A 23189-nucleotide genomic window follows, 5' to 3' on the forward strand; every position below is an offset into this window, starting at 1 on the left:
TTGTCCGCACAGACCTGAGGCCCGCTCCCCACAGGGAGCGGGCCTCAGTCGTGCATGTGGTGCTCAGGGGTCGAACCGGGGCAGGACCCCGGTCTTCATCCCGTACTCGTCGAAGATGTCCACCAGCGCGCGGGTCATGGCTTCCACACCGGGTTCGCGGACGATCACCAGATCCTTGACCTGCAGGTAGGAACCGCCGGCGCACTCACCGGTGGTCGTCCAGCTGTCCATGACCCGGGCGACCTCGTCGAGGGTCAGGAGCGTGGCACTCCACTGCGTGCCGTCGGGCGCGGTGACGAGCGCGTCGGTGTTCTCCACGGTCCGGGGATCGTCCTCGGCGCCGAGGATGTACGTGATGGAGAACCGGGGCGTCTCCACGATGTGGAGGGGATCCTCAGCCATACTGCTGCTTCAGTATCTTGATCACGGTCGATTCGTGCTTCTTGTTGGTCATCCCGACGATATCGTAGGTGTTTCCGACCCGGCGGAAGAAGACCCGCGCGCCGTTCCTGGCCCGCAGGTAGCGGACTCCCTTGGCGCCCTCCAGGGATTTGGTGCCCAGGCCCGGCGGGAGCTCGGAGATCGGCCCCGAAGGCGGGTTGTCCCTGAGCTTGGCCTCAAGCGCGTTGAAGTCCCGGGCCACGTCCTGGTCCTTCGCGGAGTCCCTCATGATGTCGAGCAGACCCGAGTCGTCTTTGAACGACTTCGTCGGGCAGAGCTTCTTCGGAGCGGTCGGTCCGGCCGAGGGGGCCGCCGCGGCGCTCAGGAACGAGTGCTTGGCGGGAGCGCTCTGCGGGGCGCTGCCCAGCACCGTGTCGATGAGGCACTCGATGGCCGGCTGGCCCTTTTTGAGGGTGTCGAGGAGCTTGCGCAGCCGCTCCAGGGTGAAGCGGGCCCGGTCGATGCCGTCAAGGAAGGCGTTGACGCCCTTGCCCACCCGGTAGATCACCTTGGCGACAGCGGGGATCTTCGATATGGCCACGCCGACCATCACGACGTTGACCAGGGTCCACAGGCAGCTCTCGACGTCACGCTGGCCGAAGCACTTCTTGGCGTCCGTGTAGCCGAGTTCGTCGAGCAGGATCTGCCCACCGTTCTCGATCACCCAGTTGAGTACGTCCTGGCCCGCGAGCCGCTTCGCCTCGCGGAACTCGTCGACGCACGACTGCCCGCAGCTCGCCAGCAGCAGGGCCTCTTCGTCCTGCGAGAGGTCCCCTCCCGTGTTGAACGGGGGAGCCTCGACCACTGCCTTGCGCGCTTCCTCCTGCCTCTTGCGGAACTCCTCCTCGGCGCGGTCGGCAGCCGATTCGGCGTCCTTCGCGTCTTGGACGGCGTTGGCGGCGGCCTTCTCGGCGCCGACGGCGTCCTTCTCGGACTGGGTCGCCGCGGCGTCGGCGGCGCTCGCGTCGCGGGTGGCGGCGTCGGCGGACGCGTGGGCGCCCGCCGCGCTCTTCTCCGCCTCGGTGGCCTCGTCGTTGGCGCCGAGCGCCGCGTCCGAGGCGTCCTTGGCGGCGTTCTTCGCGAAGAGGGCGTCGGTGCCCGTCTGGGTGCTGTACTCCTTCGTCTTGTCGTCCGCCTTCTTGGCGGCGTCGGCGGCCCGAGCGGCCTCCGCCGCCGAGGCGCGGGCGGCTGCCATGGACTTCAGCGCGGCCGCCGTGTCGGCTGCCGCCGCGGCCGCCGCCTGGGCGGCGAGCTTGGAATCGCCGGCCGCCTTGTCAGCGAGGGCCTTGGCGGTCGCCGCGGCCTTGGTGGCCTCGTCGGCCTTGGCGGTGGCGGCTGCCGCCTGCTGTTCGGCGTGGGTCTTGGCGGACTGACCGACCAGCGCGGCGAAAGCGGCCGCCGAGTCGGTCTCCCGATAGGCCGTGCCGATCGCGATGGCGGTGTTGGCGGGCTGGACGGCCTGCGCCGCGGAGTCGCGTGCGGCGGTGGCTGCCATGGAGGTGGCGTAGGCATGTCCGGCGGTGACGGCCGACCACGCCGCCGTCTTGACGGCCTCGGTACGGGCGGCCGCGGCGTTGCTGATGGCTTCGAGCGAAGCGGTCTGGGCCTTCTTGGCTGCGGCCTCGGCCTTGGTGGCGTTGACCGATGCGGCCTCGGCCGCGTCGATGGCGTCGGCAGCGGCGGCGTGTGACGTGAGGGAGGCGGCGAAGCTGGTCTCCCAAGCGGACCACGCCGTGTCGGCAGATGCCCGGGACCGCTCTGCGGCACCGTCGGCGCGGGTGGAAGCGGCACGGGCGTTGACCGAGGCGGTCTTCGCGGTCTCGGCCTCGGTCCGAGCACGACCGGCCGCACCGGCCGCATCGTTCGCGGCGGCCCGGGCGGCCGTCGCGGCCTCCCGGGTCTCCGCGGCCGCGGGCGTGCCGACGGCTGCCGCGGCTGCGGCTTCCAGCGCGGCGGCGCGGGACGCTGTGGCGTTCTTCTCGACCTCGGCGGCCTCGGCCCTCTCACGTGCCTCGGCGGCCTTGCCCTCGGCGTCGAGAGCCAGACCGAATTGGTCGTGCGCGGTCGTCGCTTGTGCCTCGGCCTCGGTACGGGCCCGGCCCGCGGCCTCACGTTCGGTCGCCGCGCGCTTCTCGGCGGCCTGGGCCTTGCCGCGTTCGGTGGCGGCGGTCTGCCGCTCCTTGACGGCGGTGGCCTTCTCCTTCTCGGCCTTCGCCCGCTCGGTCTTGGCCGTCTCGGCGGCCTTGCGGGCGGTCTCCTGCGCAGCCTCGGCGGTGGCCTGGGCGGCCTTCGCCTTGGTGGCGTTGTCCGCGGCCTCCTTGGCCTGGGCAGCGGCCGAAGCGGCGGCGGCCTTGGCCTGGGCGGCGGCCTCCTGGGCGGCGACGCGGCGGAACTCGGTGTTCAGCGCGTGCGACTGGGTCTGGGCCAGTGCGTACAGGGTCTTGCTGTCCGCGACGGTCGCCTTCGCGGCGTTCGACGCGGTCAGCGAGGCCTTGGCGGCGGCCTCGGCGGCGGCGGCCGAGGCCTTCGCGACCTGGACGGACTGCTGCGCGAACAGCAGGCCGCGGCCGCGGGGGGTCTTGGCGGCGTCCGCGATGGTCCACGCCGCGTTCTGGGAGGTGTTGGCCTTGTCGGCCGCCGTCTTGGCGGCGGCCGAGGCGGTCGCCGCGATCTTCGCCTGGTCGGCGGCCTTGGTACGGGCCGCCCCCAAGTCCTTGGTGGCCTGGGTGAAGACGGATGCCGCGGGTCGACCCGACGCGTTCGCGGGCTGGGAGCCCCAGTACTTCTGCCAGGTCAGGATCTGGTCGGCGAGCCACGCCTGACCGAGTGACTCGATCATGGCCTCGGTGGCCTTGCGGGCCTCCGCGGCCGCGGCGACCTCGGCGTTGACGATCTCGTTGCGCGGCGTGTTCTGGGCGGCGTACTCCTGCTCCCACTCCACGTGCGCGGTCACGACGATCGGAGACATGACGCGGTAGAAGTCGAGCGGATTGCGGCTGTCGCACGCGCTCCAGGCGGCCTTCAGCGCCTCGACCTCAAGACGGAACTCGACCGAGTCCTCGGCCGGCGTCTCCTTCATGTAGCCGCCGAGCCGCAGGTAGCGGCCGACATCGCTCGCCGTGGGGGAGCGGTAGTTGCTGCTCTCCGCGTCTTGCAGCAGGCCCTTCGTGACGAAGTCGTGGTTCTCGTCCTTGCCCTTGAGCTCGGCGGCGAGTGCCTTCGCCTTGTCGAGGGCGGCCTTGGAGGGCACCGCGTGGCCGTCGGAGCCCAGCTGGTTGTAGAGGTCGCGCTGGGGGCCCAGGGTGAAGGCGACGACGTCCTTGTCGAACTGCGGGGCGTACTGCGGAATGCCGGCCGCGGTGCCGGACTGCCAGTACGGGTAGTTCGACTTCTCCCAGCCCTCGCGCCGTTCGGCCGATGCGACCGGGGAGCCCTCGTACGAGTCCCGGTCCTTGGTCCGCGCCTGGCTCAGCGGGTACATCCCCATGGCCAGGTCGGTGGCCGTGGCGAGCTCCGCGGGCGTGCCCGTGAGGGCCTTGGCCGCGACCTTCTTCATCTCCGGGCCGCCGATGTGCAGGGCGAACCCGCCCGCGCAACGGTCGAGGCGGGCCTGCTCGCCCAGGCTGATCGGCAGGTAGGGCGGGTTGGTGTCCGGCGGTACCTCGACCGCGGAGGCCGGGGCGGCGTTGATGAGCCCGGCCAGCAGGGCGGCGCTGGTGGCCAGGGCGGTGCCGGCGAGGCCGCGCCGTAGCGCGGCCCGGACAGCCGGGCTTCTGCCCCGCAAAAGGGTGGATCTCTGCACGTGTCTGCCTGTCCTTCGGAATGAAATGGGCAGCCCGAAGGAAGGCGTGTGGACGTGTATGCGCTGGTCAGGCGCGAATGATGAGCGGTATGCCTTCCCCCAAGGCGTGCACTGACAGTTTCATGATCCTCTTACCGTCGGTAGCTTATTTTCGGACACGCTACTCGTAAGTAAGAAACGCACAGGGAACCCACAGGATCGCCGGGCCGGGACAAACGCCGAGGGCGGCACCCCGGATCCTTCGTGGATCCGGGGTGCCGCCCTCGGTCTCTGTGCGGCAGAGGTCGAGCAGGGCCCGTGGTGTCAGGCGCGGGTGTCGCCGCCCAGGTGGTGGACGCGGACCATGTTGGTGGTGCCGGGGACACCGGGGGGCGAGCCGGCGGTGATGATCATGGTGTCGCCCTCGTTGTAGCGGCCCAGCTTCAGCAGCTCGCCGTCCACCAGGTCGACCATGGCGTCGGTGGTGTCCACGTGCGGGACGACGTACGAGTCCACGCCCCAGCTCAGCGTGAGCTGGTTGCGGGTGTTGACGTCGGTGGTGAAGGCCAGGATCGGCTGGGTCACGCGGTAGCGCGACAGGCGTCGGGCGGTGTCGCCGGACTGGGTGAAGGCGATCAGCGACTGGGCGTCGAGGAAGTCCGCGATCTCGCACGCCGCACGGGCGACGGAGCCGCCCTGGGTACGGGGCTTCTTGCCCTGGACCAGCGGCTGGAGGCCCTTGGAGAGGAGCTCCTCCTCGGCCGCCGTGACGATCTTCGACATCGTCTTGACGGTCTCGATCGGGTAGGCGCCGACCGAGGACTCGGCCGACAGCATGACCGCGTCCGCGCCGTCGAGGATGGCGTTGGCGACGTCGGAGGCCTCCGCGCGCGTCGGGCGGGAGTTGGTGATCATCGACTCCATCATCTGGGTCGCGACGATCACCGGCTTGGCGTTGCGGCGGCACATCTCGATGAGCCGCTTCTGGACCATCGGGACCTTTTCGAGCGGATACTCGACGGCGAGGTCACCACGGGCCACCATGACCGCGTCGAAGGCGTCGACCACGGCCGCCATGTTCTCGACGGCCTGCGGCTTCTCCACCTTGGCGATGACGGGGACCCGGCGGCCCTCCTCGTCCATCACCTTGTGGACGTCCTTGACGTCGTTGGCGTCGCGGACGAAGGACAGGGCGACCATGTCGCAGCCCATCCGCAGGGCGAAACGGAGGTCGTCGACGTCCTTCTCCGACAGGGCGGGGACGTTCACGGCGGCACCCGGCAGGTTGATGCCCTTGTGGTCCGAGATGACACCGCCCTCGATGACGATGGTCCGGACCCGGGAGCCCTCGACCTCGGTCACCCGGAGCTCGACGTTTCCGTCGTTGATCAGGATCTGGTCACCCTTGGCGACATCGCCCGGGAGGCCCTTGTAGGTGGTGCCGCAGATGGACTTGTCACCCGGGACGTCATCGGTGGTGATGGTGAACTCGTCACCGCGCACCAGCTCGACGGGACCCTCGGCGAAGGTCTCCAGACGGATCTTCGGGCCCTGGAGGTCGGCGAGGACGCCGACGGCGCGCCCGGTGTCCTCGGAGACCTGCCGGACGCGGTCGTACCGCTCCTGGTGTTCTGCCTGGGACCCGTGGCTGAAGTTGAATCGGGCCACGTTCATACCTGCCTCGATGAGCGCTTTCAGCTGCTCATACGAGTCGACGGCGGGGCCCAGCGTGCAGACAATTTTGGAACGGCGCATGACTGGATCCTATCGGTTTGTTTCGTAGCGGAATATTCCGTCTGGCGGAAAGTCCAAGTGACTAGCGGGTAACCAGCGCATACGCCTGGGTGGCGATCTCCAGTTCCTCATCCGTCGGGACCACCGCCACCGCCACCCGGGCATGCTCCGCCGAGACCAGCCGGGGTTCTGCCGAGCGCACGGCGTTGGCCTCCGGATCCAGCGCCAGGCCCAGCGCGGCCATGCCGTCGATCGCGGCCTCGCGGACCTGGTGGGCGTTCTCGCCGACCCCGGCCGTGAAGGTCACCGCGTCCACCCGCCCGAGCACCGCCGTGTAGGCCCCGATGTACTTCTTCAGCCGGTGGACGTACGCGGCGAAGGCGAGGCTCGCCGCCTCGTCGCCCTCGCCCGCGCGCCGCAGCACCTCGCGCATGTCGTTGTCGCCGCACATGCCCAGCAGACCGCTCTTCTTGTTCAGGAGCGAATCGATCTCATCCACCGAGAAGCCGCCCACCCGCGCCAGGTGGAAGACGACCGCCGGATCGACATCGCCCGAACGGGTCCCCATGACCAGCCCCTCCAGCGGGGTCAGGCCCATGGACGTCTCCACGCACACCCCGCCCCGCACGGCCGAGGCGGAGGCGCCGTTGCCGAGGTGCAGCACGATCACGTTCACGTCCTCCACCGGCTTGCCGAGCAGCCGGGCCGTCGCCCGCGACACGTAGGCGTGGGAAGTGCCGTGGAAGCCGTACCGCCGGATGGAGTACGCGTCGGCGGTCGCGGCGTCGATCGCGTACCGCGCCACGTGCTCCGGCATCGTCGCGTGGAAGGCCGTGTCGAAGACGGCGATCTGGGGAAGGTCCGCGCGCAGCGAGCGCGCCACCTCGATGCCCGTCACGTTCGCCGGGTTGTGCAGCGGAGCCAGCGGAATCAGGCTCCGGATCTCCGCCAGCACCTCGTCGTCGATCACGGTCGGCCGGGTGAACCGCGTCCCGCCGTGCACCACCCGGTGCCCCACCGCCGCCAGTTCGGGCGAGTCCAGACCCGTCCCGTCCGCGGCCAGCTCCGCGGCCACGGCCTTCAGCGCGGCCCCGTGGTCCGCGATCGGGCCGAGCCGCTCCCGCCGGCCGGCGGCGGCGCCCGGACCCGCGAGCGGCTCGTGCACCAGCCGGGAGGTCTCCTCGCCGATGCGCTCCACCAGGCCGGCGGCGAGCCGGGACCGGTCCGCCATGTCGAGGAGCTGGTACTTGACCGACGAGGAGCCGGAGTTGAGGACGAGTACGCGCGATGCGGTCACGATGAGGGTCTTTCCTTGTCGCGGGCGGTGGGGGAGGGCGGTGGGGGAGGGCGGGGGGATCAGGCGGTGGCCGTGGGCGCCGGCGCGCCCTGCGCCTGGATCGCCGTGATGGCCACGGTGGTGACGATGTCCTGGACGAGCGCACCGCGCGAGAGGTCGTTGACCGGCTTGCGCAGACCCTGGAGGACCGGGCCGACCGCCACCGCGCCCGCCGAACGCTGCACGGCCTTGTACGTGTTGTTGCCGGTGTTGAGGTCGGGGAAGATCAGCACCGTCGCGCGGCCGGCCACCTCGGACCCGGGCAGCTTGGTCGCCGCGACCGAGGGCTCCACGGCCGCGTCGTACTGGATCGGCCCCTCGATCTGCAGGTCCGGGCGCTGCTCGCGGACGAGCTCGGTGGCCTTGCGCACCTTGTCGACGTCCGCCCCGCTGCCCGAGGTGCCGGTCGAGTACGAGAGCATCGCGATCCGCGGCTCGACGCCGAAGGCGGCCGCCGTGGCGGCCGACTGGACGGCGATGTCGGCGAGCTGCTCGGCGTTCGGGTCCGGGTTGACCGCGCAGTCGCCGTAGACGAGGACCCGGTCGGCCAGGCACATGAAGAAGACCGAGGAGACGATGGACGCCTCCGGCTTTGTCTTGATGATCTCGAAGGCCGGGCGGATGGTCGCCGCGGTGGAGTGCACCGAACCGGAGACCATGCCGTCGGCCAGGCCCCGCTGGACCATCAGGGTGCCGAAGTAGTTGACGTCGGTGACCACGTCGCCCGCCAGCTCGACGGTCATCCCCTTGTGGGCACGGACCTGGGCGTAGTACTCGGAGAAACCTTCCCGCAGCGGGGAGGTCGCCGGGTCGATGAGCTGGGCGCCGGAGATGTCGACGCCGAGGGCGGCGGCCTTCTTCAGGATCGCCTGCTCGTCGCCCAGCAGGGTCAGGTCGCAGACCCCCCGGCGCAGCACCACGTCCGCGGCGCGCAGCACGCGCTCCTCGGCGCCCTCGGGCAGCACGACGCGGCGGCGGTCCGAGCGGGCCCGCTCCAGCAGCTCGTGCTCGAACATCATCGGGGTGACGCGCTCCGAGCGGGCCACCGACAACAGACCGCGCAGCTCGCCGGTGTCCACGTGCCGCTCGAACAGGCCGAGCGCGGTCTCCAGCTTGCGCGGGGTCGCGGAGTTCAACCGGCTCTGCAGCGAGAAGAGTTCGGTGGCGGTGGGGAAGCTGTTGCCGGCCACCGACACCACGGGCGTGCCCGGCGCCAGCTTCGAGGCCAGCGTCAGGATGTCCTGGCCCGGGCGCTCGTTCAGGGTGAGCAGGACACCGGCGATCGGCGGGGTGCCGGAGGTGTGCGCGGCCAGCGCGCCGATGACCAGGTCGGAGCGGTCCCCCGGGGTGACGACCAGGCAGCCGGGGGTCAGGGCGTTCAGGAAGTTCGGCAGCATGGCGCCGCCGAAGACGAAGTCCAGGGCGTCGCGGGCCAGCCCGGCCTCGTCGCCGAGGAGCACCTCACCGCCGAGCGCCCGGGTGATCTGGGCGACGGTCGGGGCGGAGAGCGACTTGTCGTCCGGCAGCACGTAGCAGGGCACGGGCAGCCGGGCGGCCAGCCGCTCGGCTATGACGTCGCGGTCCTCCGCGGCCACCCGGTTCACGACCATCGCGACGACGTGGCAGCCCAGGGTCTCGTAGGCGCGGTAGGCGTTGCGGGCCTCGGCGCGCACGGCCTCGGCGTGGTGCTTGGTGCCGCCCACCACGGGCACGACGACCGCGCCCAGCTCGTTGGCGAGGCGGGCGTTGAGCGCCAGCTCGTCGGGGAGGTTGGTCTCCGCGTAGTCGGTGCCGAGGACGAGCATGACCTCGTAGTCGCGGGCCACCCGGTGGTAGCGGTCGACCAGCTGCGAGACCAGCTCGTCGGTGCCCTTCTCGGCCAGGATCGCCGAGGCCTCCTGGTAGGACATGCCGTAGGCCGCCGCGGCGTCCTGATCGATCCGGTAGCGGCCCTTGAGGAGGTCGAAGAGCTGGTCCGGTGCGTCGTGCAGCAGCGGACGGTAGACGCCGACCCGGCCCGTCTGCCGGGTCAGCAGCTCCATGATTCCCAGCTCGACGACCTGCCGGCCGTCCCCCCGCTCGATACCGGTCACGTACACGCTGCGCGTCACGCCCGCTCTCCGTCCCTTGCTGTGAATGTCATTTTGGTCTGGCTCGACCTCTTGACAATACCTCTGTCAATGGATAGGGCGCCCCCCGGAAAAAGGCCTGGCCGGGAGGGCCGGAAGGCCTTCGGGGCACGGCCGCCGAAAACGTGCGGCGTCCCGGGCCCGTGGAACAATCGGACAGGCTTCACCATTACGCCCTTCATACGTACGGCAGGAGACACAGCACGATGCGTATCGGAGTTCTCACCGCAGGCGGCGACTGTCCGGGCCTCAACGCTGTCATCCGGTCGGTCGTACACCGCGCCCTGGTCGGGCACGGAGATGAGGTCATCGGGTTCGAGGACGGCTTCAAGGGCCTCCTCGACGGCCATTTCCGCCCCCTCGACATCAATGCCGTCAGTGGCATCCTCGCCCGCGGCGGCACGATCCTCGGTTCGGCGCGCATGGAACGCGCCCGTCTCCACGAAGCCGCCGAGAACGCCCAGGAGCTGGCGACGCGCTACGGCATCGACGCCCTCATCCCGATCGGCGGCGAAGGCACCCTGACCGCCTCCCGGATGCTGTCGGACGCCGGGGTGCCGGTCGTGGGCGTACCGAAGACCATCGACAACGACATCTCCTCCACCGACCGCACCTTCGGCTTCGACACCGCCGTCATGGTCGCCACCGAGGCGATCGACCGCCTGAAGACCACCGCCGAATCGCACCAGCGCGTGATGGTCGTCGAGGTCATGGGCCGCCACGCGGGCTGGATCGCCCTGGAGTCCGGCATGGCCGGCGGTGCGCACGGCATCTGCCTCCCGGAGCGCCCCTTCGAGGTGGACGCCCTGGTGAAGATGGTGGAGGAACGGTTCGCCCGCGGTAAGAAGTTCGCCGTGATCTGCGTGGCCGAGGGCGCGCACCCGGCCGAGGGCTCCATGCCGTACGAGAAGGGCGCGATCGACCAGTACGGTCACGAGCGCTTCGCCGGCATCGGCAACCGCCTCGCGATCGAACTGGAGCACCGCCTCGGCAAGGAGGCCCGCCCCGTCATCCTCGGCCACGTCCAGCGCGGCGGCACCCCCACCGCCTACGACCGGGTGCTCGCGACCCGCTTCGGCTGGCACGCCGTCGAGGCCGTCCACCGAGGCGACTTCGGCAACATGACCGCCCTGCGCGGCACCGACGTCGTGATGGCCCCGCTCGCCGAGGCGGTCACCGAGCTGAAGACCGTCCCCGAGAAGCGCATGTACGAGGCCGAATCCGTCTTCTGACGCCGGCCCGGACGGGACCTGCGACCCAGCTTCTCCGGCTTCCCCGGCTTCCCCGGCTTCCGAGGCCGGACGGCCCCGGTCCCCGCGCGTCCGCGCCGGGTCCGGGGCCGTCCGCCGGTGCCGGTGGTCCGCCCGATGCGCTCGTCCTACGCCGCACCGCCCGCGAGGTGCCAGAACCGGTCCACGATCTCGGCGAGGAACTCCCGGCCCGCGTCCCCGCTGCCGGCCTCGCCCTGGCCGCCGCCCCAGCTGAGCGTCGCCACCATCCGCGACTGGTAGTCGCCGTGCAGCTGCTCCAGCACCCCCTCCAGATGGTGCTTGGGGATCGGCAGCAGCTTGCCCAGCGGCTTCACGTACGCCTGCCAGCGCGTGGTCACCGCACTGCGCAGCAGGTCGGCGAGCTCCTCGTGCTTGCCGGTCGCCGTCACGAACTGGGCCAGCGTCAGACCCAGCACCGTGGCCAGGGCGGCGGACTGCCGTTCGTTGCCCTTCCAGCGCCCGGTGTCCTCCATCTTCTGGTACGAGCTCGTCTCCAGTCCGATCCGGCGGGCCAGGTCGTCCGCCGCGAGCCCCCGGGCGACCCGGTGCTCCCGCAGGGTGACCGGTTCGGCGAGCAGTTCGCCGGGCGCACACCACAGGACGCCCGCGAGAGCCGTGAGCTCGGCGGAGGAAGGTGATATCTCGCCACGCTCCCAGGCCATCACGGTCTCGGGCGCGACGACGAGTCCGTACTGGGCACGCAGGCCGTAGGCGACATGTCCGGGAGCCATGCCCAGGGCCGCGCGCAGGCGACGCGCGGCGGGGGCATTGAAAGGTGGGCTGGAGTGCACACCGCACACCGTAGAAGTGGCCAGGCTGCGGCGCCTACAGACCAAACAAACAAGCCCATACCTCGTAGGAACGTCCTATGAAGTCAAGGCCTTTCGCCGGGTTTCCGGGCGACTGTCCGGTAATCGGTGAGTCGGAAGATCTTTTCCATATGTACGGTTCCAGCCAACGCCCGTCGATGCAAGACCTCTCACAGTCTTCGCACAATCCGAACCGGCCGGCTGTTTTCTGCGTGATCCTTTCCGGGGCCCTCGCCGACGGGGGTGGCGAGGGCCCCGCCCCCTTCCCCGCCCTTTCCTTGCCTTGACGTCGGCGTCAAGGAATACGGTCGTTCCATGCGCATCGGCGAACTGGCGGAGCGGGCGGGGACCAGCACCCGGACGCTCAGGTACTACGAGTCGCGCGGGCTGCTCCCCGCGCGGCGGGCCGGCAACGGCTACCGGACCTACGACGAGGACGACCTGCGGCTGCTGAGCCAGATCCGCATGCTCCAGGACTTCGGCTTCGAGCTGGAGGAGACCCGGCCCTTCGTGGACTGCCTGCGGGCCGGCCATCCGGCCGGGGACTCCTGCCCCGCCTCGCTCGCCGTCTACCGGCGCAAGCTCGCCGAGCTGGACGGCCTGATCGGCCAGCTGGCCGACGTGCGCGAGCAGCTCGGGCGGCAGTTGGCCGACGCGGAACGGGCGGCCGGCGAAGCGGCCGTGCCGAAGTGCGAGATGACCGGATGACCGGATGGACGAGAGGGACGGTGGTATGAAGGCTCACGGTGTGGCGCAGGTGACCGACGCGGATTTCGAGGCCGAGGTGCTCGGGGAGCGGGGACGGCCCGTCCTCGTGGAGTTCACCGCGGACTGGTGCGGCCCCTGCCGCCAGCTCGCCCCCGTACTCTCCTCGATCGCCGCCGAGGAGGCCGACCGGCTCAAGGTCGTGCAGATCGACGCGGACAGCAACCCCGGGGCCGTCATCCGGTACGGGGTGCTGTCCATGCCGACCCTGCTCGTCTTCCGTGACGGCGAGCCCGTCCAGCAGATGGTCGGGGCCCGGGCCAAGCGCCGGCTGCTCCAGGAACTGGAGGAGCAGCTCGCCACGGCCTAGGGGGGTGTCTTGCCGATCAGGCCGGGCTCGCGGTGGCGGGCACCGCGCCTCGCCGCGTTGTCCTCGGTCGGCGACGCGCCGCGTTGTCCTCGGTCGGCGACGCGCCGCGTCGCCTCCCTCGTCCGCCTTGCGATCCACGGCACCCGCCACCGCTCCCTGATCCGGCCTGATCGACAAGACACCCCCTAGCCCCGGCCCCGAGCCCCCGCGGGCTCAGCCCTGTGGCCGGAACCAGACCGTCGCCAGCGGCGGGAGGGTCATGCGCAGGCTCGCCGGACGGCCCTGCGCCGGAACCGGCTCCGGCCGCAGCGGCTGGGTGTGGTGGATGCCGCTGCCGCCGTAGACCTCCAGGTCGGTGTTGAGCACCTCCCGCCACAGCGGCACCTCCTCGGGCACCCCGATCCGGTAGCCGTGCCGGACCACGGGCGAGAAGTTCGACACCGCCAGGAGCTGCGAGCCGTCCTGCGCGTACCGCAGGAACGCGAAGACGTTGTCCTCCGCGGCGTCCGCCTCCACCCAGGCGAAGCCCTCCGGCACGGTGTCCCGCTCCCACAGGGCGGGCGCCCCCGTGTACGTGCGGTTCAGGTCGCGCACCAGGTCCCGTACGCCGCGGTGGTCACCGGCCGCCGCGTAGGAGGAGTCCAGCAGCCACCAGTCCGGCCCGTACACCTCCGACCACTCCGACCCCTGTGCGAACTCCTGCCCCATGAAGAGCAGTTGCTTGCCCGGGTGGGCCCACATGAAGCCCAGGTACGCGCGGTGCGAGGCTCGCCGCTGCCACCAGTCGTCCCCGGGCATCCTCGACACCAGCGAACCCTTGCCGTGCACCACCTCGTCGTGCGAGATCGGCAGCACGTAGTTCTCGCTGAAGGCGTAGATCATCCCGAAGGTCATGTCGTGGTGGTGGTACTTGCGGTGCACCGGCTCCTTCGACATGTAGCGCAGGGTGTCGTGCATCCAGCCCATGTTCCACTTCAGGCCGAAGCCGAGCCCGCCTCCGTCCGTCGGCCGGGTCACGCCCGTCCACGCCGTGGACTCCTCCGCGATGGTCACCACCCCCGGGCAGCGCCGGTACACGGTCGCGTTCATCTCCTGGAGGAAGCCGACCGCGTCCAGGTTCTCCCGCCCGCCGTGCTCGTTGGGCGCCCACTCGCCCTCGCCGCGCGAGTAGTCGAGGTAGAGCATCGAGGCCACCGCGTCCACGCGCAGGCCGTCCACGTGGAACTCCTCGCACCAGTACACGGCGTTGGCGACGAGGAAGTTGCGGACCTCCTTGCGGCCGTAGTCGAACTCCAGCGTCCCCCAGTCCGGGTGCGCGGCCCGCCGCGGGTCCTGGTGCTCGTACAGCGGCCGTCCGTCGAACTCCGCGAGGGCCCAGTCGTCGCGCGGGAAGTGCGCGGGCACCCAGTCGACGATCACCCCGATCCCGGCCCGGTGCAGGGCGTCCACGAGGAGGCGGAAGTCGTCGGGGGTGCCCATCCGCGAGGTCGGCGCGTAGAAGCCGGTGACCTGGTAGCCCCACGAGCCGCCGAACGGATGCTCGGCGACCGGCATCAGCTCCACGTGCGTGAAGCCCAGCTCCTTGACGTACGCGGGCAGCTGCTCGGCGAGCTGCCGGTACGAGAGCCCCGGCCGCCAGGACGCCAGGTGCAGCTCGTACACCGAGAAGGGGGCCTGGTGCGGGGGACGGGCACCGCGCCCGGCCATCCACGCCGCGTCCTGCCACTCGTACCGGGAGGAGGTGACCACCGAGGCGTTCGCCGGGGGGACCTCCGCCGACCGGGCCATCGGGTCGGCGCGCAGGGTGTGGCTGCCGTCCGGGCGGGTGATGTCGTACTTGTAGAGCGTTCCGGCGCCCACCCCGGGCAGGAACAGCTCCCACACGCCCGTCGAGCCGAGCGAGCGCATCGGGTAGGCGACGGAGTCCCAGTACGAGAAGTCCCCGGTGACCCGGACCCCCTGGGCGTTCGGCGCCCACACCGTGAAGCGGGTCCCGGCCACGCCCTGGTGCTCCATCGGCTCGGCACCGAGCGCCTTCCACAGCTGCTCGTGGCGGCCCTCGCCGATCAGGTGCAGGTCCAGCTCGCCGAGGGCGGGCAGGAACCGGTAGGGGTCGTGGATCTCGATCTCGTCGCTGTCGTACGTGACCAGCAGCCGGTACTCCGGCACGCCGGTCAGCGGCAGCAGCCCCGAGAACAGCCCGTCGCCCTCGTCGAGGAGCTCGGCCCGCAGCCCCTTCGCGACGACGGTGACCGCCTTGGCATAGGGGCGCAGCACCCGGAAGGCCACCCCGCCCCGCTGGGCACGGGCCCCCAGCACCGCGTGCGGATCGTGGTGGCGGCCCTCCAGCAGCCGGGCCCGTTCGTCCGTGCCGAGTGCGGGTGCCGGCCGGACGCCGCGTGGAGGGGCGGCGCGGCGGGCCCGGGGCGCCCGGGCCTTCTTCGCCGGTGCCGCCGCCGCCGGAGCGGGGGCGGGTGCGGCTTCGTCGCGGACGGTCGGTGACGGCTGTCGTGCGGCGCTCACGCGAGCGGCCTCCTCGGGGGCTTCGGGTGGGGGTGGGGGTGGGGGGAGATGGAGCCGGGGGCGGACGGGGTCGGCGGCACGCGGTGGGCGGGCCGTACGGGCTCCGAGAGCCGCCGGATCGCGGCCATCGGGACGTGCAGCCAGTCGGGGCGGTGCCGGGACTCGTAGCGGGCCTCGTACACCGCCTTGTCGGTCTCGTACGCGCGCAGCAGCACGGGATCCTCGCGGGGGTCCCGGCCGGTGGTGCGGGCGTAGCCCTCGCAGAAGGCGGCCCGGCAGTCGTCCGCCCAGGCGGGGGCGAACGGCCGGTGCGAGCGGGCGGCGTAGTCGAAGGAGCGCAGTATTCCGGCGATGTCGCGCACCGCCGGTTCGGGACGGCGCCGGTCGGCCAGCGGCCGGGCCGGCTCGCCCTCGAAGTCGATCAACGACCAGCTGCCGTCGAGGGTGCGCAGGGTCTGACCCAGATGGAGGTCCCCGTGGATCCGCTGGGCAGGCACCCCCGCCCCCCGGGAGGCCGCCAGCGCGTCGAAGGCGCCCCGCAGCCCCGCCTCGTAGGGCCGCAGCGCCGGTACCTCCCGGGCGGTGGCGGCCAGCCGGGCCGTCATCCCCGCCGCGAGCCGGGCGGTCTGCTCCGGGCCGAGCGCGACCGTGGGCAGCGCCGCGGCCAGCGCGCTGTGCACCTCGGCGGTGGCCCGGCCCAGCGCGTGCGCCTCGGAGGTGAAGTCGGCCCCGGCGCCGAGCCGGCGCAGCGCGAGCTGCCAGCCGTCGTCGGAGCCGCGCAGGTACGGCTGGAGCACGCCCAGGGTCAGCGGCTCGCTGCCGGGCGGCTCGGCCTCGTACCAGGCGACGGGTGCCGGGACCCGGGTGCAGCCGGCGGCGGCCAGCGCCCTGGGCAGTTCCAGGTCCGGGTTGACCCCGGGGCCGACCCGGCGGAACACCTTCAGGATGAACGAATCTCCGTAGATGAGCGAGGAGTTGGTCTGCTCGCCGGACAGCGGACGGGGGGTGAGCCCCGCCGGGATCGGCGTGGCCGGGTCCCGGTCGAAGCGCAGCGGGCCGAGGACCCCGGGGGAGCGCAGCCGTTCCAGCAGCATGGCCGCGAGCCGGGGATCGCCCAGCGCCTCGTAGACCGCCCGGCCCGCGTACGGACCGTCGTCGGCATGGCCGATGAGGGTGGGCGCGAGGGCGGGCGGCAGGGACGGGCGGATGCCCAGCAGCAGTTGGTAGCAGTCCCCGTCGACGTCGAGGAGCAGGTGCAGCAGGCCGGGGGTGGATCCCGGCGGCAGCAGTTCAGCCGCCGAGACGGTCCTGAGCCTGCTGATGGTGCGGCCCTTGCCCGCGAACCAGCGCTGAGCGGGCAGCCAGGCCCTGAGCATCGGCTCCAGTGGAGCGATCCCGGCGGCCCGGTCGGCCGTCAGCCGGCTCCGGGCGGATGCAGCCTCCGACATGGCGTCGCGTCCTTTCCCCGGGCCGTCACAGAATGCGCAGAGTGTCCCGGATGCGCGGCAGTTGCTTATCCGGCATGTGCGAGTGTCGGGTCAGGATGGTCCGTACAGGGGCGGGCGATTGACCCATTCGAGCTGCCCGCCCCCTGGTGTGAAGGCTCGGTTCGCCTCCGGAGCGCCGTGAGCCTGGCTCGCGGGCGCGCTCCTTCGGCTCACTCGCCCCCGGACCGGCTCCCGGCTATTCGGCGCGCAGTTCGCTGCGCCGTTCGGTCCGCAGCCGGAACCAGTAGAAGCCGTGGCCCGCCAGGGTCAGCAGGTACGGCCACTCGCCGATCGGCGGGAAGCGCACATCACCCGTGAGCTCCACCGGGACCCGTCCGTTGAACGACCGCAGATCGAGCTCGGTGGGCTGCGCGAAGCGCGAGAAGTTGTGCACGCACAGCACCAGGTCGTCCCCGTGCTCGCGCAGGAACGCGAGCACCGCCGGGTTCGACGACGGCAGTTCGGTGTACGAGCCGAGTCCGAAGGCCGGGTTCGCCTTGCGGACCTCGATCAGGCGCCGGGTCCAGTGCAGCAGCGAGGCGGGCGAGGACATCGCGGCCTCGACGTTGGTGACCCGGTACCCGTAGACGGGGTCCATGATGACCGGCAGGTTCAGCCTGCCCGGATCGCACGAGGAGAAACCGGCGTTGCGGTCCGGGGTCCACTGCATCGGCGTGCGGACGCCGTCGCGGTCGCCCAGCCAGATGTTGTCGCCCATGCCGATCTCGTCGCCGTAGTAGAGCACCGGCGAACCGGGCAGCGACAGCAGCAGGGCCGTGAACAGCTCCATCTGCTTGCGGTCGTTGTCCAGGAGCGGGGCGAGCCGGCGCCGGATGCCGATGTTGGCCCGCATCCGAGGGTCCTTGGCGTACTCGGCGTACATGTAGTCACGCTCTTCGTCCGTGACCATTTCGAGGGTGAGCTCGTCGTGGTTGCGCAGGAAGATGCCCCACTGGCAGCGGTCCGGGATCGCCGGGGTCTTGGCCAGGATTTCGGAGACCGGGTAGCGGGACTCTCTTCGGACGGCCATGAAGATGCGCGGCATGACGGGGAAGTGGAAGGCCATGTGGCACTCGTCCCCGCCCTTCTCGTAGTCGCCGAAGTAGTCGACGACGTCCTCGGGCCACTGGTTGGCCTCGGCGAGCAGCACGGTGTCCGGGTAGTGCGTGTCGATCTCGGCCCGGACCCGCTTGAGGAGCTGGTGGGTGCGGGGCAGGTTCTCGCAGTTGGTGCCCTCCTCGGCGTACAGGTAGGGCACGGCGTCGAGGCGGAAGCCGTCGATGCCGAGGTCGAGCCAGAAGCGCAGGGCGGAGACGATCTCCTCCACCACGGCCGGGTTCTCGTAGTTGAGGTCCGGCTGGTGGGAGAAGAATCTGTGCCAGTAGTACTGCTTGCGTACGGGGTCGTACGTCCAGTTGGAGGTCTCGGTGTCGACGAAGATGATGCGGGCGTCCTGGTACTGCTTGTCGTTGTCGGCCCACATGTAGTAGTCGCCGTACGGACCGTCCGGGTCCTTGCGTGACTGCTGGAACCACTCGTGCTGATCGCTGGTGTGGTTCATGACGAAGTCGATGATCACCCGCATGCCGCGGGTGTGCGCGGCGTCCACGAACTCCACGAAGTCGGCGAGGTCGCCGAACTCGGGGAGCACGGAGGTGTAGTCGGCGACGTCGTAACCCCCGTCGCGCAGGGGTGAGGCGAAGAACGGCGGCAGCCAGAGGCAGTCGACACCGAGCCACTGGAGGTAGTCCAGTTTGCTGGTGAGCCCCTTGAGGTCCCCGACGCCGTCGCCGTTGCTGTCGTGGAAGGAGCGGACGAGGACCTCGTAGAAGACCGCCCGCTTGAACCAGTCGGGATCGCGGTCCTTGGCGGGGGTGTCCTCGAAGGTGTCGTGGACGGGATCGTTGATCATCATGTGGTGGGTGACCCTCCGGTGGGCGGGGACGGTCGCAGAGCGGCCAGTACGTGCGCGGGCGTTCGGCCCGGCTCTAGGCGCACGTAGTTCGCCCTGCCCCAGTGATAGGTCTCGCCGGTGAGCTCGTCGCGCACCGCGAGGGACCCGTGCCAGTCGAGGCCGAGTACCGGCATGTCCAACGACACTGTCGCCTCCTGGGTGTGGTGCGGATCGAGGTTGACGACCACCAGTACGGAATTGGCTCCGGCGTGCTTCGAATAGGCGATCACCTGTTCGTTGTCGGTCGAGTGGAAGTGGATGTCGCGCAGCTGCTGGAGCGCGGGGTTGCGGCGGCGCAGCCGGTTCAGCGCGGTGATCAGCGGGGCGATGGTGGCGCCGGTGCGGTCGGCGGCGGCCCAGTCGCGCGGCCGGAACTCGTACTTCTCGGAGTTCAGGTACTCCTCGCTGCCCTCCCGCACCGGGGTGTTCTCGCAGAGCTCGTAGCCGGCGTAGACCCCCCAGGCGGGGGAGAGGGTGGCGGCCAGGACGGCCCGGACCTCGAAGGCGGGACGGCCGCCGTGCTGCAGGTACTCGTGCAGGATGTCCGGCGTGTTGACGAAGAAGTTCGGCCGCATGACCGAGGCGGAGGGGGTGTCCGCCAGCTCGGTCAGGTACTCGGTCAGCTCGGCCTTGGTGTTGCGCCAGGTGAAGTACGTGTACGACTGCTGGAAGCCGACGGCGGCCAGCGCCCGCATCATCGCGGGCCGGGTGAAGGCCTCGGCCAGGAAGATCACGTCCGGGTCGGACTTGTTGATGTCCGCGATCACCTTCTGCCAGAAGACGACCGGCTTGGTGTGCGGATTGTCGACCCGGAAGATGCGGACACCGTGGTCCATCCAGTGCCGCAGGATCCGGCAGGTCTCCTCGACGATGCCGGCCATGTCCGTGTCGAAGTGGATCGGGTAGATGTCCTGGTACTTCTTCGGCGGGTTCTCGGCGTACGCGATCGTCCCGTCGGCCCGGTGGCGGAACCACTGCGGGTTCTTCTCCACCCACGGGTGGTCGGGGGAGCACTGCAGCGCGAAGTCCAGCGCGATCTCCATGCCCAGCTCGCGGGCGCGCCCGACGAAGGCGTCGAAGTCCTCGATCGTGCCGAGCTCCGGGTGGACCGCGTCGTGCCCGCCCTCGGTGGAGCCGATGGCCCACGGCACGCCCGGGTCCCAACTTCCGGCGGAAAGAGTGTTGTTCGGACCCTTGCGATAGGTGGACCCGATCGGGTGGATGGGCGGCAGGTAGACCACGTCGAAGCCCATCGCCGCGATCGCGGTCAGCCGCTCGGCGGCGGTCCGGAACGTCCCGCTGACCGGGGCCTCGCCGGGCTCCAGCACCGCTCCCTCGGAGCGCGGGAACATCTCGTACCAGGAACCGAAGAGGGCCCGCCTGCGCTCCACCAGCAGCGGCAGGGACTTGGAGGCGGTGACCAGCTCCCGGTACGGGCGCCTGGCGAACGCGGCGTCCACGGACGGGTCGAGGGCGGCCTCGTACCGTTCGGCAGCGGGCAGGTCCTCGTCGCGCATGATCCCGGCGGCGGCCAGGACGGCCTCGCGCCCGTCACGCTTGGGGATCCGGGCCCCGGCCCGCTCGTAGAGCTCCGCGCCCTCCAGCAGCATGAGCCCGGTGTCGATCCCGGCGGGGATCTTGATCGCGGCATGGGCCCGCCAAGTGGCCACCGGATCGCTCCACGCCTCGACGGTGTACGTCCACCTCCCCTCGACCTCGACGGAGACCTTGGCCCCCCACCGGTCGGTGCCGGGGGCGAGTTCGCTCAGCGGCACGGGGGCCCGCAGCCGCCCGCCCGGATCACGCAGGACGAGGTGGGCGGCGACAGCGTCGTGTCCTTCGCGGAACACGGTGGCGGAGATCTCGAAGACCTCGTCCACGACCGCCTTTGCGGGTCTGGCGCCGCAGTCGACGGCGGGGCGGACGTCCAGCACGGGAATGCGACCGATCATGATGGGATCACCTGGGGGCAGTTCGCAGGGCTCGGTGACAACAGGCCGGCCGCGAAGGCGACCGGTAGTGCACGCTCTGTTCGCTCTGTTTCTAGCCGCTCAGTGGACGGCTGGGCTGCGGGCATGGCCGCTCCTGTCCGCGTTCACTCGGGTGGCGGGGAGAGGGTTTGTGGGCGGGTGCGCCGTGCGTGTACGACGTGTACCCGGGGAGCCCTTCCCACTCTCACCCCGCCCAATCCGCGCGCTCGGTTAACTACTCGTACGTAGTGGCACGGCCGATACCAAGGCCCGGGTCGACATCCGCCGGGGCTCCGTCAAGTCGGCCGGGACTAGGTGACGTAGAGGCCGCCGACTTGACGAAGCCCCGGCGCGGACGGGGCGGGAACCACCTGTCCCACGGGCCCCGCGCACCCCGCCCGGAGGGCCGGCGAGGGCTGTGCCGGGGGACAACGGCCCCGTCATGCCGAGAGGCGCGAGTGACCGGTGATTAGGGGGTCTTGAACGATGCGGTCGAGGACGACGGTCACGGTCCGGCCGCCCGGGAGCGCGTCGCGGCCACCGTCCGCCGGCGCCGGCCGGACCACTGCCGCGCCGACCTCGTCCGGCCCGAACTGTTCGACCGGCCCGTCCACGCCGTGGCCGCCCGCTGGGGCTTCGGCAGCGCCGTTGTCTTCAGCCGCGCCTTCCGCGAGGCGTACGGCATCAGCCCCACGAACGGCGCGCGCAGGCCCGGGCGGCGGACCGCCCGCACCCCGACACGCCTTGAGGGACGGGTCCGCCGGGGGCCGCTACGCGGTCCCGCCGGGGATCCGGGCCGGCTCCGCCCGGGACCACCAGTCGGCCGGGACGCCGGACAGGCCCGCGCGGGCGGCCACCACACCGCCGGCGATCGCGCACGTGGTGTCGCGGTCACCCCAGCCCTCCACCGTGCGCCACAGCGCCTCGGCCACGTCGTCCGGCTCCCCGGCGGCGCACCACAGCGCGAACGGCACGGTGTCCGGCGCCGAGATCCGCCAGCCCGAACCGAGGCGCTCCGCGGCCTCCCGTACGGTCGTACCGGCCGGCAGCCCGGCCGCCGTCAGCAGCAGGTCCCGCACCTGTCCCGGCAGCACCCGGCCGGCCACCTCCCGCAGGAAATCCGGGCGCCGCGGCGCAGGCCCGCCCCGGCCCGCGGCCGCCAGCGCGGCCGCCACCGCCACCGCCACCGCACCGGCCACGGCCTCCGGGTGCGCGTGCGTGGCCAGCGCCGAACGCCGCGCCTGCTCCACCACCGCGTCCATGTCACCGTGGAAGAAGGCCCCCAGCGGAGCCACCCGCATCGCCGCCCCGTTGCCCCACGAGCCCTGGCCGCCGAACTGCTCGCCGGTGACGGCCCGCCAGTCCTCCCCGGCCCCGATCCGCTCCAGCACCTCGTGCATCGAGGCCCCGTACTGGCGGTACGCGTCCCGCGCGTACTCGGCGGCGAAGGCCGCGGCCAGTTCCGCCGGGCGCACCTCCCCGTACCGGACCAGATGCGCGTGCAGGACGAGCCCCATCGCCCCGTCGTCCGTCCACTTCCACGGCCCCGGACGCAGCTCGCGCCCGGCCAGCCACCGCTCGCCGGCCCCGGCGTCCCGTACGAACCAGCTCTGCCCGAAGGCGTCCCCGAGCACCAGCCCCTCCAGGCTGTCCCGTGCCGCGCCCGACCTGTCATCCATACGGGGGACAATGCCACATGGACTCGGAGGCACTGCACGAATTGATCGGCGCACAGCTGCGTGCGGCCGACCCCCGGCGGCGGGAGGCCGCCGCACGCCGGGCGGTGGACGTCGCCTGGGGCCCGGACCAGGAGCGGTACCTGGCCGCCGCGCTCGCCGAAGCCGTCGGCCGCGAGGACGACCCGGCCGCCCTGGCAGCACAGATCGACGCCCTGCCCGCCGTCGAACCGGCCCTCGGCGACGCCGCGCTGGTCAGCCTCGCCGGCCGCTGCGCCGACTCCCCGGTCCTGGCCGCGCTGCTCGTCCGGGCCGCCCGGCTGCAGATCTCCGGGCCCGCGGAACCCGTCGGCGACGCGACCCGGGTCGTCGTGCGCTGCCTGCGCGGAGCCCCGCACTCCGGGCTCGGGCTGCGCACCCCGGGCGGGGCGTGGGTCGTCCTGGAGCGGATCGAGGTCTACGGCAGGGCCGTGGACCGGCTGGACCCCGGCTGCACGGCCCGGGTGCTGTTGTCCGGGTCCGGTGCGCGGGAGCTGGCCGAGTGGGACCGCCTGGACGCCGATCCAAGGGCCCGGGAGTACGCACCGGGCCTGCGCTCGGCCGACCCCCGGACCCGGTGGTCCGCCGCCGACGCCATCGCGGACTGGCCGCACTCCTGGGCGCCCGAGGTGGGCCGCTACCTGTGCGGCGCACTGGCCCGGGCCGCGGTGCGGGAGCAGGACCACGATGCGCTGGAGTCCCACCTGCACGCACTGCTCGCATTGGGCCACTTCCTGGCGGAACCGGCGTTCGCCCTGCTGCGCACGATGGACCGCGCCGCCCTGCCGGAGGTGCTGCGGCCGTATCTGGACGACCTGTTGGAGGAGGACCGGGCCGGCAGCGGCCGGTGAGCCCCGCCGGAGGGGCCATGGCCGGAACCCGCGGGCGCCGCTAGCCTTCCCGGGGTGATGCGCGGGTGCACAGCGTGGTGCGGCCGCTCCGATCCGTAATCCCCTGCGAAGGT

15 protein-coding genes and 1 pseudogene are annotated in these 23189 nt (G+C 71.6%); 5 read left to right on the top strand and 11 right to left on the bottom strand.

Annotated elements, in window-relative coordinates:
* Nucleotides 1-63 precede the first annotated feature (63 nt).
* The 5 genes from ACZ4YL_RS07340 to pta all read right to left on the bottom strand — a co-directional run bounded on the left by ACZ4YL_RS07340 (nt 64) and on the right by pta (nt 9403).
* A complete protein-coding gene (locus ACZ4YL_RS07340) occupies nt 64-402 on the bottom strand; it encodes a hypothetical protein (RefSeq protein WP_468114430.1) in 339 nt (112 codons plus the stop codon).
* Nucleotides 395-4243, bottom strand: coding sequence for a hypothetical protein (locus ACZ4YL_RS07345; protein WP_468114432.1), 3849 nt, complete (start codon nt 4241-4243; stop codon nt 395-397). Before ACZ4YL_RS07345 ends, ACZ4YL_RS07340 begins: the two co-directional genes overlap by 8 nt.
* Nucleotides 4244-4546: 303 nt before the next feature.
* Nucleotides 4547-5977 (bottom strand): pyruvate kinase, encoded by a 1431-nt coding sequence (pyk, locus tag ACZ4YL_RS07350; protein ID WP_468114434.1) that lies wholly within the window; start codon nt 5975-5977, stop codon nt 4547-4549.
* Nucleotides 5978-6038: 61 nt separating this feature from the next.
* Nucleotides 6039-7253 (bottom strand): acetate kinase, encoded by a 1215-nt coding sequence (locus ACZ4YL_RS07355; RefSeq protein ID WP_468114436.1) that lies wholly within the window; start codon nt 7251-7253, stop codon nt 6039-6041.
* 59 nt (nt 7254-7312) lie between these two features.
* Nucleotides 7313-9403: a phosphate acetyltransferase gene (gene pta / locus ACZ4YL_RS07360; protein ID WP_468114438.1), complete on the bottom strand. Its 2091-nt coding sequence runs from the start codon at nt 9401-9403 to the stop codon at nt 7313-7315.
* 224 nt (nt 9404-9627) lie between these two features.
* On the opposite strand from pta, the gene ACZ4YL_RS07365 reads away from it, so the two are divergent.
* A complete protein-coding gene (locus tag ACZ4YL_RS07365; protein ID WP_468114440.1) occupies nt 9628-10653 on the top strand; it encodes an ATP-dependent 6-phosphofructokinase in 1026 nt (341 codons plus the stop codon).
* 146 nt (nt 10654-10799) lie between these two features.
* Here ACZ4YL_RS07365 and ACZ4YL_RS07370 read toward each other — a convergent pair whose 3' ends face one another.
* Nucleotides 10800-11483 carry a helix-turn-helix domain-containing protein gene (locus ACZ4YL_RS07370; RefSeq protein WP_468114441.1) on the bottom strand — a complete coding sequence of 228 codons (684 nt, stop codon included), beginning with the start codon at nt 11481-11483 and terminating at the stop codon, nt 10800-10802.
* A gap of 333 nt (nt 11484-11816) precedes the next feature.
* Between ACZ4YL_RS07370 and ACZ4YL_RS07375 the strand changes: the two genes are divergently transcribed.
* Both ACZ4YL_RS07375 and ACZ4YL_RS07380 read left to right on the top strand, forming a co-directional pair.
* Nucleotides 11817-12209 carry a MerR family transcriptional regulator gene (locus ACZ4YL_RS07375; RefSeq protein ID WP_328788661.1) on the top strand — a complete coding sequence of 131 codons (393 nt, stop codon included), beginning with the start codon at nt 11817-11819 and terminating at the stop codon, nt 12207-12209.
* Between the two features lie 25 nt (nt 12210-12234).
* Entirely contained in the window at nt 12235-12576 is a 342-nt protein-coding gene (locus ACZ4YL_RS07380; protein ID WP_468114443.1) for a thioredoxin family protein, read from the top strand.
* A 213-nt stretch (nt 12577-12789) separates the two neighbouring features.
* On the opposite strand, the gene glgB is transcribed toward ACZ4YL_RS07380, so the two are convergent.
* The 4 genes from glgB to ACZ4YL_RS07400 all read right to left on the bottom strand — a co-directional run bounded on the left by glgB (nt 12790) and on the right by ACZ4YL_RS07400 (nt 20492).
* Nucleotides 12790-15099 carry a 1,4-alpha-glucan branching enzyme gene (glgB, locus tag ACZ4YL_RS07385; protein ID WP_468114444.1) on the bottom strand — a complete coding sequence of 770 codons (2310 nt, stop codon included), beginning with the start codon at nt 15097-15099 and terminating at the stop codon, nt 12790-12792.
* The gene (locus ACZ4YL_RS07390; RefSeq protein ID WP_468114446.1) at nt 15096-16547 is read right to left on the bottom strand and encodes a maltokinase N-terminal cap-like domain-containing protein; all 1452 of its coding nucleotides are present in this window, start codon (nt 16545-16547) and stop codon (nt 15096-15098) included. Before ACZ4YL_RS07390 ends, glgB begins: the two co-directional genes overlap by 4 nt.
* Nucleotides 16548-16782: 235 nt before the next feature.
* Entirely contained in the window at nt 16783-18501 is a 1719-nt protein-coding gene (treS, locus tag ACZ4YL_RS07395) for a maltose alpha-D-glucosyltransferase (protein WP_468114448.1), read from the bottom strand.
* Complete coding sequence (locus tag ACZ4YL_RS07400) at nt 18498-20492, bottom strand: alpha-1,4-glucan--maltose-1-phosphate maltosyltransferase (RefSeq protein ID WP_468114450.1); 1995 nt, start codon at nt 20490-20492, stop codon at nt 18498-18500. Before ACZ4YL_RS07400 ends, treS begins: the two co-directional genes overlap by 4 nt.
* Nucleotides 20493-20989: 497 nt before the next feature.
* On the opposite strand from ACZ4YL_RS07400, the pseudogene ACZ4YL_RS07405 reads away from it, so the two are divergent.
* A pseudogene (locus ACZ4YL_RS07405) lies at nt 20990-21196 on the top strand (helix-turn-helix transcriptional regulator); the annotation flags it as partial.
* 84 nt (nt 21197-21280) lie between these two features.
* Here the strand turns inward: ACZ4YL_RS07405 and ACZ4YL_RS07410 are convergent.
* The gene (locus tag ACZ4YL_RS07410; RefSeq protein WP_468114451.1) at nt 21281-22189 is read right to left on the bottom strand and encodes an ADP-ribosylglycohydrolase family protein; all 909 of its coding nucleotides are present in this window, start codon (nt 22187-22189) and stop codon (nt 21281-21283) included.
* Between the two features lie 17 nt (nt 22190-22206).
* Here ACZ4YL_RS07410 and ACZ4YL_RS07415 point away from each other — a divergent pair, with 17 nt between their 5' ends.
* A complete protein-coding gene (locus ACZ4YL_RS07415) occupies nt 22207-23076 on the top strand; it encodes a hypothetical protein (protein WP_468114453.1) in 870 nt (289 codons plus the stop codon).
* Nucleotides 23077-23189 lie beyond the last annotated feature (113 nt).

Source organism: Streptomyces sp. NPDC030021 (assembly GCF_055574035.1).

What these genes read in the sequence shown, in the direction of transcription:
- ACZ4YL_RS07400 (WP_468114450.1), bottom strand. Translation starts at nt 20,492, where the DNA reads ATGATCGGTCGCATTCCCGTGCTGGACGTCCGCCCCGCCGTCGACTGC.
- pyk (WP_468114434.1), bottom strand. Translation starts at nt 5,977, where the DNA reads ATGCGCCGTTCCAAAATTGTCTGCACGCTGGGCCCCGCCGTCGACTCG.
- ACZ4YL_RS07390 (WP_468114446.1), bottom strand. Translation starts at nt 16,547, where the DNA reads ATGTCGGAGGCTGCATCCGCCCGGAGCCGGCTGACGGCCGACCGGGCC.
- ACZ4YL_RS07375 (WP_328788661.1), top strand. Translation starts at nt 11,817, where the DNA reads ATGCGCATCGGCGAACTGGCGGAGCGGGCGGGGACCAGCACCCGGACG.
- ACZ4YL_RS07410 (WP_468114451.1), bottom strand. Translation starts at nt 22,189, where the DNA reads ATGGATGACAGGTCGGGCGCGGCACGGGACAGCCTGGAGGGGCTGGTG.
- ACZ4YL_RS07365 (WP_468114440.1), top strand. Translation starts at nt 9,628, where the DNA reads ATGCGTATCGGAGTTCTCACCGCAGGCGGCGACTGTCCGGGCCTCAAC.
- treS (WP_468114448.1), bottom strand. Translation starts at nt 18,501, where the DNA reads ATGATGATCAACGATCCCGTCCACGACACCTTCGAGGACACCCCCGCC.
- ACZ4YL_RS07415 (WP_468114453.1), top strand. Translation starts at nt 22,207, where the DNA reads ATGGACTCGGAGGCACTGCACGAATTGATCGGCGCACAGCTGCGTGCG.
- ACZ4YL_RS07340 (WP_468114430.1), bottom strand. Translation starts at nt 402, where the DNA reads ATGGCTGAGGATCCCCTCCACATCGTGGAGACGCCCCGGTTCTCCATC.
- ACZ4YL_RS07380 (WP_468114443.1), top strand. Translation starts at nt 12,235, where the DNA reads ATGAAGGCTCACGGTGTGGCGCAGGTGACCGACGCGGATTTCGAGGCC.